The following is a 15,589-nucleotide window of genomic DNA, read 5'->3' as shown; positions in this document are numbered from 1 at the left end:
ACCTCTTAGAGTGCCCGCAAAGCCTCTTCCAAGGCTGTTTTTTGTTGGGTTTGAGCGTCGATTTCCTTGATGATGCGGGCTGGCACACCTGCCACCACTACGTTTTCAGGGACGTCTTGGGTCACAATAGCACCGGCTGCGACAACAGAGCCGCTACCGATTTGCACTCCTTCGATGACAACGGCATTGGCACCGACCAAAACATTGTCGCCAACACGCACTGGCTCAGCCGAAGCTGGCTCGATAACACCTGCAAGGACCGCACCTGCACCGATGTGGCTGTTTTTACCAACCGTCGCACGACCACCAAGGATAGCACCCATGTCAATCATGGTACCTGGGCCGATTTCCGCACCGATGTTAATGACCGCACCCATCATGATAACGGCATTATCGCCAATGGTCACTTGATCGCGGATAATGGCACCTGGCTCGATACGGGCATTGATATTACGCTTGTCCAGCAAAGGCACAGCCGAATTGCGGCCGTCTTGCTCAACCACGTAGTCTACATTTTCAGTCAAGTTTGCCAAAAGTGGCTCGACATCCTTCCAGTCACCGAAGAGGACATTGCCAAGCTTTGTTACCTCAGCAGGAACAGACCCAGCCAATTCACCTTCAAAGGTTACCTTAACAGTCGTTTTTTTCACAGCATTACCAATAAAGGCAATGATTTCTTGTGCAGTCATTTTTTGTGCAGTCATAATATTTTCCAATCTAAAAATAATATTTTTTCTATTATATCAAAATTTTCTGAAAATTTGGGAAGAAATGCAAAAAAATGAAAAAGAGACCCTCAGTTCCCAATGTTATTAAGTTAGCTAACCTAATAACATTGAGCAGGAGCCAAATCTTTCTCTGTTATTCATTTAATAATGTTTGTGCCTGTTCATGCACAGTTGTCATCGTTTGTTTTAGTTGATCACGAACTGTTTTTAAACTATCTAAAACAGTAGCTCGTGCTTCTTCTGGAATCACTGTCGAGTCATCCCCTAATGTCGCAAATTGTGAATCCAGTGCTGATTTTTGTTGTTCAAGCATCGTTACAATTTGCTCACGATATGGTTTTAAAGTAGTCTGTGCTTCTTCTGGTAACTGAACGATTAGCCCATCAAAGTCAGCAACATAAGAGTCCATCAATGAGTTCAATGATGTTTTATATTCTCCGATAGTCTGAATCGCATCAATCTCTGCATCTGCCAGATAAGTCACTGTTGACTCTTTTAAAGTAACAGTCGAGGATTCAGATGTAGACTCTTTAGTAGAGGATTTCGTTGTGGATGTTTGTTCCGTTGAAGAGCTTTTTGACGTTGTTTCTTCCTTACTATTAGAGCAAGCCACCAAAGTAGTAACTGTTAGAAGAGCTGAGAAAATCAGCAACCATTTCTTTTTCATTATAAAACTCCTTTTGTTTATTACTACTATATAATATTATTTTTAAGTATGAAAGTCAAGTATACCTAGAAAACAATTTATCTTTTTAGAATATACAAACCAGTAACCCTCTCAAATGCAGAATCATTATGAGAATCGCTAGGTTTTGATGGGATATTTCATACCATTCCTGACTAAACACTCGGATAAAGCTTAATAAGCTTGCAATAGTAATCTGCCAGATTGACTAGAAATTTTATACCGAACAAATTAGCATATTCATCTCCTAAAAATTGTTAATATCCCTAGTATGTATTACCATGCAATTTTGTAAATTTTTACAGTAAGCTACTGGGTCGACTCCTTACAGCCCACTGCATAATCTCTAACCAATCCCTGTTGATTCAAGACTAGACCATGAAGAACTCCGCCGTAAACAGCCCCGCCATCAATTCCCATTTTCCCATCTGGACTGGTCCAGATTTGACTAATGCGAAGTTGAGTTTGAAAGAGGTTATACACAGGTGTATGTCCAAAGACAATTATTTTTCCTGTGGTATTTTCAGCCTCATGGAAAGGGGTGCGTAACCAAACCTTATCATGATTATTGGTTTCACGCCAATCTGGTAAGGTCAAATCAACTCCTGCATGGACGAAGATATAGCGCTCAGTCTCCATATGATAGGGGCAAGATTTGACAAAATCAATCAGGTCCTCATATTGTTCCATCACTGTATTGGCATCCACCAGGCCATCTACCGGTGCATCCAAGGGACGCCCCAGTAAGGAATTGATAGTCGTATCTCCACCATTTCTCCGATAGTGATCGTAGCGGTCTAAGGGGTCACGCAGCCAAGCCAAAAACATTCGTTCATGATTCCCAGTCAAGCAGATAGCACCTTTTTCTCGGACTAATTGCCAAACCAACTCTAGACAAGCCTTTGAATTTTCTCCACGGTCAATTAAATCCCCAAGAAAAATCAGCTGTTGCCGCTCTTCATCCCATTTCTTCAAAATATCAAGTAGCAGTTCAAATTTTCCATGGACATCACCGATTACAAAAAAATCTTTTTTCATAGACTCTATTCTACCATATTTAATAATCAAAGAAAAACTGGGAGTGTGATAGAACTCAAGACATAGAAACATACTAAGATTAGTAGTGAGGAAATCTCCGACGGGAGAAAGTACTCACTACTTTTTCTTTATGATAAAGTAGAGGTGTCTTGTTAAGTCGAGAACTCTTTTGACGCTAGACGTCGCAACAAAAACTGGCAAGGCACCTGTTTTAGAAAGAATGTTATCAAAGTATGTGGGACGCCAGACGTCAAGTATTGAAAATGACATCACTAAAGCAAGGAATCATTCAAGACAAAGAGGTAATATCATGCGAGTAGTATTTGGGATTGACGTGAGTAAGGTAAGTTCAGAAGTGGCCATTCTAGTCAATGGTGAGAAAGTTCATGGCTATACCATGTCCAATGACGCCATCGGCTTTACTCGGTTACTTGGAGATTTGAAAACCGTCCACAAGCCAGAAATCATCTTTGAAGCAACAGGTGTCTATTCTCGTCGTCTTCAAGCTTTTCTGGATGAGCACGGCTACGCTTATACGCGGCTCAATCCCTTAGAAGCCAAGAAGCAACTGGATAGCTTGCGTGTGAGAAAAACAGATCAAATTGACGCCGAAAAACTAGCTCAATCTCAGTTTGTACTGAATCGTAAACCAACCTATGTCCAAGAAGAAGTCTATCAAGATCTGCGGGATCTCAGCCGTTTCTATCAGAATCTGACCGAGGACATCGTTCGAGCTAAAAACCGCCTGCACAAGGTCTTACAGGTCACTTTCCCTGAATTGGAGACTATCTTATCAACACCAACTGGTGAACAATACTGGAACTTGGTCATAACCTTTCCTTGCAAGGACTTCGTGCTTGAGTTAAGCAAGGATAAACTCTCAGAAAGCATTCGTCAATCCACTTCAAAACGGATTTCGGACAAGCGTGTGGCGTACTTAGCCGAGAAACTGATAGCACTAGCTAATCAATCTTATTGTGCCGTCAAGAAAACCTCTCCAATGCTGGAAGAGGTCCGTTACTATACAAAAGAATTGCTTAGACTTTCTGAACAGAGACAGGCAGTCTTAGACGAAATGGTGGAACTGGCTCAGCCATTACCTGAATATGACATTCTGCTCTCTATTCCTGGAATAGCTGAGACTACTGCAACAAGTATTATTGGTGAACTGGGAGATATTCGCCGTTTTCAGTCTGCCAATCAAATCAATGCCTTTATCGGTATTGACCTGAGACACTATGAATCTGGTAACTTCATCGCTAAGGAACACATTACCAAGCGTGGCAATCCCTACGCTAGAAAGATTCTGTTCAAGTGCATTCATAATATCGCTTCAGCCAGTCATACCAATCCTTGCCATATCGCAGACTTTTATGAGAAACGAAAAAGACAATCGCAAACGACTTCTACGAAGCCATACACGATTGCCTCCATACATCGTCTCATTCGGACAATGTATTACCTCATTACGCATAATAAGCTTTACGATTACGCTTCAACCCAAAATCGGTAAAACTGTTTATGCTCTATCATTGTAACACCTTATCAAAAAATTTCAACATAAGGTGTTGGTTTTGTATGCACTTTTTACACTAAAATTTAGTCCAAAATAAAACAATTTCCTTATTTTGACTATTGAACTCAAAATATTTTTCGTCAAATACCTTGAAAGGCTTGACAAATGGTAGAAAAAGAGTTCGTCCTCACACCCCCGCACAGCTCAAAAGGTTCAGTGAACCTTTTGAGGTTGGAAATTAAGCGAACTCTATTCGCAACAGTCGTTAGGTCAGATTTGGAGTGTGAAACACGAATTGCTGAGATTTGCTTCGCAAATCTTATCTCCAACCTTTAACAGTCCACTGGACTGTTAAACCCAATCAACCACTGCGCTGAGATGTTGACACGAACTCTGATAGGCGGGCTTAAAGTTTCATTTTCTTACAAACGTGCGTTCAATTCTGCACCGAGTTCTTCAAATCCTGGTTTACCAAGAAGAGCGAACATATTTTTCTTGTAGGCTTCTACACCTGGTTGGTCAAATGGGTTAATCGCATTGAGGTAACCAGAGATAGCAATCGCCAACTCGAAGAAGTAGAAGGTGTAACCAAGTGTGAACTCATCTTGTTGCGGAAGGGTCACAAACATGTTTGGTACGCCACCATCTGTGTGAGCAAGAAGTACGCCGTCCGTTGCTTTTTTGTTTACAAAGTCAACGTCCTTACCTTGCAAGTAGCCAAGACCGTCAAGGTCCTCTGCCATTTCAGGAATGAGGATATTTTTTCTTGGCTTGTCAACACGAACCACTGTCTCAAAGATGTTGCGGTTTCCTTCTTGGATGAATTGTCCAAGAGAGTGCAAGTCTGTTGAGAAGTTAGCAGATGTTGGGTTGATACCTTTTTGGTCCTTACCTTCTGACTCACCTGCCAATTGTTTCCACCACTCGCTGAAGTATTGCAGTGATGGCTCGTAGTTAGCCAAGATTTCTGTTACATAGCCTTTTCTGTAAAGGATGTTGCGAACAGCTGCATATTGGTATGCTTCATTTTCAGCAATTTTATCAGATGTATAGGTCTTGCGAGCAGCATTTGCACCTTCCATAAGGGCATCAATATCCGCACCAGCTGCCGCGATTGGCAAAAGACCAACTGCAGTCAAGACTGAGAAACGGCCACCGACATCATCTGGAACAACAAAGGTTTCCCAACCATTTGCGTCCGCTTCAACCTTAACAGCACCTTTTGCCTTGTCAGTTGTCGCATAGATACGCTTGTTAGCTTCTTCTTGACCGTATTTCTTCACAAGCAATTCTTTGAAGACGCGGAAAGCAATGGCAGGCTCAGTTGTTGTACCTGATTTAGAAATCACGTTAACTGAGAAATCCTTGTCTGCCACGTAGTCTACCAGGTCTGCAAGGTAGCTTGATGAGATTGAGTTTCCAGCGTAAAGGATTTGCGGAGCTTTGCGCTCTTCACGTGTTTGCAAGTTTACAAAGGCATTGCTCAAGAAATCAATAGCTGCTTTAGCACCAAGGTAAGAACCACCGATACCGATAACCACCAAAACTTCACTTTCATTTTGGATTTTAGCTGCTGCTTCCTTGATACGAGCAAACTCTTCTTTGTCGTAGTTTTCTGGCAAATCCAACCAGCCAATAAAGTCGTTACCAGGACCTGTTCCTTGACGGAGCATTTGGTCTGCAAGGGTAACTTGTGGTTGCATGTATTCTACTTCCTGAGCTCCAACGAATTGGCCCAAGACTTTTGAATAATCAAATGTAATATGTGTCATGTTTTTCCTCCATTTATGTACCATAATATGATAACGCTTTATCATATTTTTTTCAAGAAATTTATCAATTTTCATTTATTTTCATGAAATATGTTGTATAAATCTTAATTTTTGTGAAAATCTAACGAAATTTTCGCGTTTGTAATAATCCTCCAAAGTCTCTCCCGACTGGGTTACTGTAATCCATTTCGGGAAAATCTTAGATAGTAGGTAAAGCGGAATGAGGGCAGGATACCAAATGAACATGACTTCAAAGATGAACCGGTTGTTGTTGCCTCTTGAAATATAACGTTGGCGGTATTCTTCTTTGAGAGAAGGGTGGGGAATATAGATATGAAATGGCACACCACCGCGTATAGACATGGCCAGCAACATTCTCATCAGAAAATTCAGCGCTACTAGGACTGTCTTCCCTTGTCTATGAAGAGTGTAGGCCTTATTGACATAGATTGTTTTATAGCGTTTATCCTTCAGTGGACGTTTGATGGATTTTCGCTCCTCTTTCGTTAAATGACGAACACTGCTATTATCGTACTTAATGTCGGACATTTCTAAGTCCACAACATCTGTATATTTCTTAGCAAGTGTTGTTTTTCCCATACCTGGAAAGGCAAATAAAAACATAGGCTTTCCTCCTTATTCCTCAGTAGAATAGCAGAGCATCCAAAAAGTTTTCTTAAGTTGCCCCTATCTTGCCCCTCATTTCTAAAAATAAGATAAGAAAAAACCTCTGAAAGCTTGATTTCAAAGGATTTTTAGATTATACGCAAAAAGAGCACACACTCGACCTCGCTTAGGGCTGCTGGATTCCTCCCCTGACCCGCTTCACGCACGAATGTTGCTCCGTTTATTATTATAACACAATTTGGCCAGAGTGCAAGTGGGGACCTAACAAGATGGATTGTCTGCATGGTCCTCTTGCGCCTTCATGATAAGTTTAGCAGCCTTCTGACTTTCTCTACGTTGTCTAAAAAAATCTTGCATGATATTGGCACATTCCGCTTCTAAAATACCTGTTTCTACCTTGACACGATGGTTGAGCCGCTCATCTGTCAGAATGTCATAGAGGCTCCCTGCAGCTCCAAACTTTTTGTTGGTTGCTCCATAGATGACCTGCGGAATGCGTGCTAGACCAATAGCTCCGCTACACATCACACAAGGTTCAATCGTCACAAAAAGGGTCGAATCAAGCAAGCGCCAATTCCCCTCAACATTGTTAGCCTCTTGGATTGCCATAACCTCAGCGTGCATGATTGCCTGATTGAGTTCCTCACGCGCATTATGCCCTCTGCCAATAATCTGGCCATCCTTGACAATCACACAACCAATTGGAATTTCATCCTTTTCTAGCGACTTTCTAGCTTCCTGCAATGCCTGAGTCATAAAATACTCTTTTTCTTCATGTGTATAGTTCATAAATCTATTATAGCACAGCCCTGATAACAGTTCAAAATCACTTCTTTATTTCTCTGCTATCAAAATTAATCTAACTCTACTTCTTCCTTGTCACACATTTCTTTCAAAACTCTGCCCCTCTATTAACTTAAAAATATAAAAATACCTCCTCATTCGAGAAGGTAGGGGGAGCAATATTGATATTTACAAATGTTAATATATCATTTATTGTCTATGTTGTCAAGAAAATTTTTAAAAAAATTCAAAAACAGCCCCGAAAGGCTGTCTCTGACATTTTCTATTACAATTCGCCAACTAATTTCACAACATTTTCTACTGTGAAGCCATAGTTGTCAATAACTGTTTGGGCTGGAGCTGAGGCACCGAACGTGTCGATACCAAGGACTTTACCGTCAAGACCGACATACTTGTACCAACTTTGAGTTGCACCCATTTCAATTGCCAAGCGACGACGGATAGCATTTGGGAGGATTTCTTCCTTGTAGGCAGCATCTTGGGCATCGAAGAGTTCAGTTGATGGCACAGAAACCACACGAACCTTAGTGCCTGCTGCTTCTAGTTCTTTGGCAGCTTTAACAGCCAAGTTCACTTCTGAACCAGATGCAAGAAGGATAGTATCAAAGCCTGCTGCTTCATATACAACATAAGCCCCTTTTGCAACCTTGTCAAAGTCTGTTCCTTCTTCAACTGTCAAGTTTTGACGAGTGAGAACAAGGGCTGATGGTGTAGACTTGCTGGTCAATGACAAGTACCAAGCTGCCTGTGTTTCACGCGCATCTGCTGGACGGAAAACGTTGAGGTTTGGCATAGCACGAAGTCCTGCCAAGTGCTCGATTGGCTCGTGAGTTGGACCATCTTCACCGACTGCAATTGAGTCATGAGTGAAGACATAAGTCACTGGAAGTCCTTGAAGAGCTGACAAACGAACTGCTGCTTTGACATAGTCTGAGAAGACGAAGAAGGTACCACCATAAACACGAAGTCCACCGTGGGCTGCCATACCGTTCAGGATAGTACCCATAGCAAATTCACGCACACCAAACTGGATATTGCGGTTGAGTGGATTTACTGAATCTTGCAAACCATCTTCCTTGATATAGGTCATGTTTGAGTGAGCCAAGTCAGCTGAACCTCCAAGGAAGGTTGGCAAAACTTTAGCCGCTGCGTTGAGGGCATCTTGTGATGAGTTACGAGTTGCTTGTGAGAAGCCATTTTCGTAAACTGGGAAGTCTTCTGGCTTGATTTCAACTACGTCACGACCTTCCAAGATAGCTGTTACTTCAGCTGCTAATTCTGGATGAGCTAATTTGTAGTCTTCAACTAATTTCACCCAGGCATCGTAAGCTGCTGCACCGCGATCAGCTACATTAGCTTTGAAGTCCGCATAAACTTCAGCTGGAATTTCAAATGGACCATAGTTCCAATCAAGCGCCTTACGAGTTGCTTCTGTTTCTTCTGCACCAAGTGGAGCACCGTGAACGGCATTTGTTCCTTGTTTGTTTGGTGAACCATGACCGATAACAGTCTTGATTTCGATAAGAGATGGCTTACCAGCTGCTTTTGCCTTTTCAATAGCAGCAAAGATGGCATCTACATCTGTACCGTCTGTTACGAGGTCTGTATGCCAGCCATAAGCATTGTAACGGGCACGTACATCTTCTGTGAAGGAGTCTTTTGTTTCGCCATCCAAGTTGATGTCATTTGAATCGTAAAGAACGATGAGTTTTTCTAATTTTTGAAGACCTGCGTAAGAAGCCGCTTCTGCAGAAACACCTTCCATCAAGTCGCCATCACCACAGATTACGTAAGTATAGTGGTCAAAGATTGGGAAACCATCACGGTTGTACTTAGCTGCAAGGAAACGCTCTGCTTGCGCAAAACCTGTCGCAGTTGAGATACCTTGTCCAAGAGGACCTGTTGTTGCATCTACACCTGCTGTGTGACCAAATTCTGGGTGACCTGGTGTTTTTGAACCCCATTGACGGAAGTTCTTGATTTCATCCATAGTGACATCTTCAAATCCTGACAAATGAAGAAGTCCGTAGAGGAGCATTGACCCATGACCTGCTGATAAGATAAAGCGGTCACGGTTCACCCAGTTTGGCTGAGCTGGGTTGATACGAAGTTCTTTAGTAAAAAGGCTGTAGGCCATTGGAGCCGCACCCATGACGACACCTGGGTGACCTGATTTTGATTTTTCGATGGCATCAATACCAAGGAAACGAATCGCATTGACTGAAAGATTTGACATGTTTTTCTCCTTTTTTAAAGTCATGAATTTATTATACCATAAAGCGTTTTCTATGTCTGTTTGAAATGAAGTAAGAAGCAAATTATCCGTAGAAAAGAGGCAGGACTTTCGTCCCGCCCTTGGAGTGAACAGTAGTAATTCGCACATTTCATACTTTATCAGAGTTTATAGCGCCTCTCCTCGTCTCTATGGAGCAAGAGAGTTCTCAATCTTATAACAAAGCCTTAAATTGAATATTTGAGTCTTCTAAGAAGCAATCATCAAAGCCACGTGGGTGGTGATATTCAATACGGTCCTTGTCCATCGGATAAGTATACTTGCCACCAACTTCCCAGATGAATGGATGGAAATCATATTGCAAGCGTTCCTTACGCATTTTCCAGAGCTGCAAGATTTCATCTGTTGACGCCATGAAGTTAGACCAGATGTCATAGTGAACAGGGATGATTACCTTAGCACGCAAGTTTTCTGCCATACGGAGAAGGTCGATTGAGGTCATCTTGTCTTGGATACCGATTGGGTTGTCACCGTAGTTGTTGATAGCAACGTCGATATTGAAGTCGCGACCGTGTTTTGCAAAGTAGTTTGAGAAGTGGGAGTCTGCACCGTGGTAGATGGTTCCGCCAGGTGTTTCAAAGACATAGTTGACTGCCTTGCGAGCCATGAGTTCATCTGTCACAGGAAGTCCTGCTAATTTACCACCATTTTCGTCGTAGCCTTCGATTGGCAAGGTCACCAAGCAAGTACGGTCGAAGGACTCAACTGCGTGGACCTTGATGTCTTTGAATTCAAAGCTATCACCTGGTGCGATGCGGATAATACGGTCAGCAGGCACACCCCATTTTTCCCAGATGTCGCCACTTTCAACTGGACCGACAAATTTGACGTGGTCCAACTTTGGATTGTTGATGATGGCAGCGGCTGTGCTGATGTCCATGTGGTCACTGTGGACGTGCGATACTAGGTAGTAGTCCAATTCATTGATGGCAAATGGGTCGATAACCATTGGCTGCACACGCAAGTTTGGTTGCAATTTGCGCACACCTGCCATGTTAGCCATCTGGTGTCCCCAAACCATATCTTTCACTTTTTTAGTGGATTTTCCACGTGATGACCAGAGGTCCATGACCACGTTCGCACCACCTGGTGTTTTAATCCAGACACCGCAGTTTCCAAGCCACCACATAGCAAAGTTGCCTTCTGGCACTACTTCTTCTTCAATTTCTTCATTGAGCCAAGTTCCCCATTCTGGGAAGGTTGAAAGAATCCAGGATTCTCTTGTAATATCTTGAACTTTAGCCATTTTCCATTCCTCCTATAAGGTACGTTTCTATGCTTCTAGTATATGCTCCAAAGGCAACAAAAAAAAGACCAAATAAAACACAGGCTTGTGTTCACACTTGGACTTTACCCTAATACAGATCTGTTTCAATATCTTGACTGGATAAATTGGTTAATAATTCATTGGTAATCAGTTTTTGTAGCCGTTGTTTGAGTTCTCGAGCGGTCCTTCCGTCTGCGATATATCCCGACAAAAGCTTGTCTAGTTCTACTGCAAAAACTTGTTTTTCATCTGCCAAACTACGATATTTTGCAAAATGAGTCATGTTTAGCACATCATCAAAATCTAAAATGGGGTGAACCTGAACCAAAGGGAAATCCGTTTCCAACCCATCGCTGGTTGTAATCAAGAAATCAACCTCTAGTAAATCTTCGACACTCTTGAATTGTTCAGTGGTAAAGACGGCGCCAATCTTCTTATCTGGCAAGTGATGCTGGCATTGTTTATAAAGTAAGCGTTGGACTGACACCCCTTCATCACAGATTAAATAGACAATCTGTGTCTGTGCCTTGCGCGTCCCACTACGTCGAATAGCACCTCCTAGATGAATCGTCAAATAGGCAATATCTCCATCGGATAACTCAATCTGCCACTCCTCCTCCAAAATCTTTCCAGAACCCCGTGTCATAGCAAACAGGGTGCCGTATTTATCTTGGATTTGTTGGACCATTGGATTTTTAGATAGGATGCCGTAGGTTTTTCTGAACAACAGAGCCTTGCAATGTGCCAAGAGATGTTTGGCTAATTCATCTGGATTTTCCAATTCAAATGGTGAATGTATCTCAAAATGATGAATAAATCGCTCTACCACACGCTTCAAGTCAATGAAATCTTGGCTGAATACATGAACATCGCTATCCTTTCGATAGGATAGAAGTAGAATGGCAATCAGGGAGATTTCTATTTCATCCAATTTCAAATCAAAGGTTTGCAACAAGGCATCTTTCAATTCCTGAGCAACTCGGTACTCTATACGCTCTCGAACTTGTTCAAATTCTTTGAGAATGGCTCGTTCTTCCAAGTCATCCAGCTCCATATTGCGATAGCTAAGGAGCAAAAAAGGCAATACTTTGAGCATAAACTCGATCTCGTAACGATTGATTTTCTTGCCTAGTTTCTTTTCTAACTGCGATACTTGTCCCTGTAAAAATTGTGCCATTTCTTCGGAGAAGAGCAACTGACACCCTACCAACTCAAATAACTTATCTTCTAGAACCTGCAAAAAACCTTTATTGGCGTCCAAGAAGATGGTATAGAGAAGCGAGTGGACATATTGGATTTTATTTAAAGGGTGACAAACCAGACTATAGCCCTGACTCTTAGATACATAGAGGGTCATCTTGTATTGTTCTTGAGCCAACTGGGTTCGAATTTCATTCAAATCATTTAAGACCGTATTACGAGAGACTTCTGTCAACTCCATTAGCCGTTCAATGGTCACTCTTTCTGGTGTGATACAGATATATACCAACATCAGCTGAATGCGCTCAGGCATGCTCATGACGTAGGTGTACGAATCAATGGAATCGAGAAGATCTCGACAGGCTATTTTTTGCGCTTCGGTAAGTCGAATACCGATGCGAGGTAAGCTTTCAATACTCTCTACAGTTGTTGGTAGGGCATCATTGATTTTTTCTAGATGATAATAGATTTTTCGACGTGATTGTTGCAAGCCCTTGGAAATAGCCATGATTGTCTCAGGTTCCTGCAGACCAATCAGGTACCTCAGTAGAGCGCAACTACTCTTATCTAATAACAAGATTCTCCTCCTCTTTCCCCCGTCCCGTTACTATCTTAACATAATTACCTTAGATATTCTAATAATTATTAAAATTCATCTGATTATTACTTGTTTTATATTGCATAAATATCTTTAGTTAGAATTAATAGATGCTTTTAATAATTTCTACTCGGGTAATCAATTCTCCGTGCATGTTATCTATCCGAAGGGCAACATTTTTCAAATATACACAAGCACCAATAGCAATGGTTTTCTCCTCTTCATTGAGTTTTCGTGTCACAAAATCTCTCAAAGTCTCGCTATCTTCACTTGGAATTTTTACTCGTGCGATGATATTAGCCACTTTTACTTTCTGGCTGGCACGCATGATGATGTTATTGGAATCATCAAACTGGGTAAAGAGATACTTTCTGACCGCAAACAAAATAGCGACCGAAATAATTCCAATCAAGTAATCACTACTAGAACCATGCTCTACAATCAGTTGGCGAGCAATGGCAACTAGGAGTACCTCAATCACGGTGCTAGGTGACTGTTTGCAAAGCATTTTGATAAATTCGACTCCGACCGCCAAGGTCATTGCACGACTCAGAAAATTTTGAATAAACGTATCCGCTTGAATATCACCAGCTAATGAGCTGAGTAGGTCTGCAAAAAGAAGCGTTGACAAGGCTAAAAGGGCTAAACCAAGTATGGCAGATAAAATCAATTCTAAATAGTAGGCTGTTTCTGTCAGACTATCCTGTAAAAATTTCCTCATCTTTCTCCTCATCAAAAGGGAAAAAGCAGTTCTCCCTTTTGGGGAGTCTGCTACTTTTCCCTACTGTTTTTTTCACACAAGAACTTAATGTTCGTCACCCTTTTGTCCATAGTAGGCATTAGGACCATGTTTACGGAGGTAATGCTTGTCCATGATATAGCTTGGCGCTGGCTCCACCCGTGGATTAATCTGCTCTGTGTAGCGGTTCATCCGAGCCACTTCCTCAAGGACAACGCTATGGTAAACTGCCTGAACAGGATCCTTGCCCCAGGTAAATGGTCCATGATTGCGGACAACAATTCCTGGAACAGCGACTGGGTCGATACCACGACGCTCGAATTCCTCGATGATGACTGCACCGGTTTCTTTTTCATAGGCCGCATTCACCTCTTCAGCCGTCAAGGAACGGGCACATGGTACCGGACCGTAGAAATAGTCCGCATGAGTTGTCCCATAAAATGGAATGTCACGACCAGCCTGAGCCCAACCCACTGCCTCTGTCGAATGCGTATGCACGACAGCATGGACATTTGGCCAAGCCTTGTAGAGGGCAACGTGGGTCGCCAAATCAGACGACGGATTCAGGTCTCCTTCCACTACATTTCCGTCCAAGTCGGTCACCACCATGTTTTCTGGGGACAATTTTTCATAATCCACACCAGAAGGCTTGATGACGATGCGACCAAGTTCACGGCAGACTTCTGATACGTTGCCCCAGGTAAATTTGACGAGTCCGTGAGCAGGTAGGGCGACGTTGGCTTCATAAACCCGTTGGCGCATTTCCTGTAAATCTTTTGGCATTAGTTCAACCCCGCTTTCTCAATCAATGGATAGAGGAAATCTTGTGCCTCTTTAATCGTTGCTCGTGTTTCCTCGACCGTTTCGCAGTTTTCAGACCACATCTCAATCAAGAATGGACCTTGGTAATTGGTCTTTTTCAATACTGCAAACATATTGTCCCAGTCCACACAGCCCTGACCGAATGGGACATCACGGAATTGCCCCTTGGAGTTCTCGGTTACCGCATAGGTATCTTTCAAGTGAAGAGCTGCGATGGAACGGTGTCCCAGATAAAATTCGCTGTAAATATCATTGTGCCAAGCAGACACATTTCCAGTATCTGGATAGACAAAGAGATAAGGCGAATCGATTTCTTTTTCAACGGCTAGGTATTTTTCAATGGAGTTGATAAATGGATCATCCATAATCTCAATAGCCAACATGACCTGAGCCTGTTCTGCCCAGTCGCAAGCCTGACGGAGATTCTTGATGAAACGCTCTCTAGTTTCAGGCGATTTTTCCTCATAGTAGACGTCGTAGCCAGCCAACTGGATGACACGGACACCAAGGTCTTGAGCCAGCTCGATACACTGTTTCATGGTTTCTAAGGACTTGGCTTCAAGAGCAGGATCATTGGAGCCAAGCGGGTAGCGACGGTGACCAGAGAAGCAAATAGTCGGAATGCGGACACCTGTTTCATAGATGGCTTTGACCAGCTCCAAACGCTCTTCCTTGGTCCACTCCAAACGAGCCAAACGTGCATCGCTCTCATCCACCGACATTTCCACAAAGTCGAAACCTAATTCTTTGGCAAACTCCAAGCGTTCCTTCCATGTGAAGTGCTTGGGCATTGCCTTTTCATATATTCCGATTGGTCGTGCCATAGGCCTTACCCCCAGATACGACGGATTTCGTCTTTGAATTCACGCGCCGCAGCTGCTGGATCCGCCGCTTCTGTAATACCGCGACCTGCGATAAAGGTGAAGACATCTACACCTTCGAAAAGCTTGAGCGTATCCACATCCAAACCACCTGTCACAGAAACACGGAAGCCCATATCAACCAATTTTTTCACTTTATTGAGGTCTTTTTCGCCCCAAGTTTCGCCAGCAAGGAGGGCGTCACGAGATTGGTGGTAAATCGCTTGGGAAATGCCAGCATCCAACCAGAGTTGAGCCTGTTCATAAGTCCAGTCACCGTAAAGCTCGATTTGGATTTCGCCCTTGTCACCACGTACTTCCTTGATAGCCTTCAAAGCAGCTTCCATAGTTGGAATAGTTGCAGAACAGATACAAGTCATCCAGTCCGCACCACGAACGGCATTGTTTTTGGCAACCGTACCACCCGCATCCGCACACTTGGTATCTGCAACGATAATTTTGTCTGGGAAAAGGCTGCGCAGCACTTCTACCAATTCGCTACCAACTTGAAGCAAACAAACGGTACCTGCCTCGATAACATCCACTTCATGACCAACGGAAACAGCTGCTTTAATCGCTCCCTGCAAGTCTGAATGGTCAAGGGCAACTTGTAAATTTGGAATATGTTTCATGTTTTTTC

14 protein-coding genes and 1 other RNA gene are annotated in these 15,589 nt (G+C 42.8%); 1 reads left to right on the top strand and 14 read right to left on the bottom strand.

Features of this window, described 5'->3' with window-relative positions:
• Window positions 1-5: 5 nt before the first annotated feature.
• From dapD to ODU39_RS00495, 3 genes are all read right to left on the bottom strand, one after another.
• Window positions 6-704: a 2,3,4,5-tetrahydropyridine-2,6-dicarboxylate N-acetyltransferase gene (dapD, locus tag ODU39_RS00505; protein ID WP_136670536.1), complete on the bottom strand. Its 699-nt coding sequence runs from the start codon at window positions 702-704 to the stop codon at window positions 6-8.
• Window positions 705-861: 157 nt separating this feature from the next.
• The gene (locus ODU39_RS00500; protein WP_024399695.1) at window positions 862-1,395 is read right to left on the bottom strand and encodes a hypothetical protein; all 534 of its coding nucleotides are present in this window, start codon (window positions 1,393-1,395) and stop codon (window positions 862-864) included.
• Between the two features lie 327 nt (window positions 1,396-1,722).
• A complete protein-coding gene (locus ODU39_RS00495; protein ID WP_398579617.1) occupies window positions 1,723-2,451 on the bottom strand; it encodes a metallophosphoesterase family protein in 729 nt (242 codons plus the stop codon).
• Window positions 2,452-2,761: 310 nt separating this feature from the next.
• Here ODU39_RS00495 and ODU39_RS00490 point away from each other — a divergent pair, with 310 nt between their 5' ends.
• Window positions 2,762-3,964, top strand: a complete 1,203-nt coding sequence (locus ODU39_RS00490) for an IS110 family transposase (RefSeq protein WP_398579616.1) — start codon at window positions 2,762-2,764, stop codon at window positions 3,962-3,964.
• A gap of 425 nt (window positions 3,965-4,389) precedes the next feature.
• Here ODU39_RS00490 and ODU39_RS00485 read toward each other — a convergent pair whose 3' ends face one another.
• From ODU39_RS00485 to ODU39_RS00435, 11 genes are all read right to left on the bottom strand, one after another.
• Entirely contained in the window at window positions 4,390-5,739 is a 1,350-nt protein-coding gene (locus ODU39_RS00485) for a glucose-6-phosphate isomerase (RefSeq protein ID WP_398579615.1), read from the bottom strand.
• Window positions 5,740-5,820: 81 nt separating this feature from the next.
• On the bottom strand, window positions 5,821-6,363 hold the full coding sequence (locus ODU39_RS00480) for a hypothetical protein (protein ID WP_105249389.1): 543 nt from the start codon (window positions 6,361-6,363) through the stop codon (window positions 5,821-5,823).
• A gap of 138 nt (window positions 6,364-6,501) precedes the next feature.
• Window positions 6,502-6,591: signal recognition particle sRNA small type (ffs, locus tag ODU39_RS00475), an RNA gene on the bottom strand.
• Window positions 6,592-6,627: 36 nt separating this feature from the next.
• Window positions 6,628-7,155 carry a tRNA adenosine(34) deaminase TadA gene (gene tadA, locus ODU39_RS00470; RefSeq protein ID WP_029170954.1) on the bottom strand — a complete coding sequence of 176 codons (528 nt, stop codon included), beginning with the start codon at window positions 7,153-7,155 and terminating at the stop codon, window positions 6,628-6,630.
• Between the two features lie 280 nt (window positions 7,156-7,435).
• Window positions 7,436-9,406, bottom strand: a complete 1,971-nt coding sequence (tkt, locus tag ODU39_RS00465; protein WP_024399690.1) for a transketolase — start codon at window positions 9,404-9,406, stop codon at window positions 7,436-7,438.
• Window positions 9,407-9,617: 211 nt separating this feature from the next.
• The gene (ulaG, locus tag ODU39_RS00460; RefSeq protein WP_002938500.1) at window positions 9,618-10,709 is read right to left on the bottom strand and encodes an L-ascorbate 6-phosphate lactonase; all 1,092 of its coding nucleotides are present in this window, start codon (window positions 10,707-10,709) and stop codon (window positions 9,618-9,620) included.
• A 109-nt stretch (window positions 10,710-10,818) separates the two neighbouring features.
• Window positions 10,819-12,507, bottom strand: coding sequence for a BglG family transcription antiterminator (locus ODU39_RS00455; RefSeq protein ID WP_398579614.1), 1,689 nt, complete (start codon window positions 12,505-12,507; stop codon window positions 10,819-10,821).
• A gap of 124 nt (window positions 12,508-12,631) precedes the next feature.
• Complete coding sequence (locus ODU39_RS00450; RefSeq protein WP_398579613.1) at window positions 12,632-13,249, bottom strand: hypothetical protein; 618 nt, start codon at window positions 13,247-13,249, stop codon at window positions 12,632-12,634.
• 84 nt (window positions 13,250-13,333) lie between these two features.
• A complete protein-coding gene (locus ODU39_RS00445; protein ID WP_398579612.1) occupies window positions 13,334-14,050 on the bottom strand; it encodes an L-ribulose-5-phosphate 4-epimerase in 717 nt (238 codons plus the stop codon).
• Window positions 14,050-14,913, bottom strand: a complete 864-nt coding sequence (locus ODU39_RS00440) for an L-ribulose-5-phosphate 3-epimerase (RefSeq protein ID WP_398579611.1) — start codon at window positions 14,911-14,913, stop codon at window positions 14,050-14,052. The genes ODU39_RS00445 and ODU39_RS00440 overlap by 1 nt, the downstream gene beginning before the upstream one ends.
• 5 nt (window positions 14,914-14,918) lie before the next feature.
• A complete protein-coding gene (locus ODU39_RS00435) occupies window positions 14,919-15,581 on the bottom strand; it encodes a 3-keto-L-gulonate-6-phosphate decarboxylase UlaD (RefSeq protein WP_002939878.1) in 663 nt (220 codons plus the stop codon).
• Window positions 15,582-15,589 lie beyond the last annotated feature (8 nt).

The sequence above is a fragment of the Streptococcus sp. 2021WUSS126 genome (assembly GCF_044427255.1).
GTDB classification, from domain to species: Bacteria; Bacillota; Bacilli; order Lactobacillales; family Streptococcaceae; genus Streptococcus; species Streptococcus hashimotonensis.
This window is presented reverse-complemented; position numbering and strand designations above follow the sequence as displayed.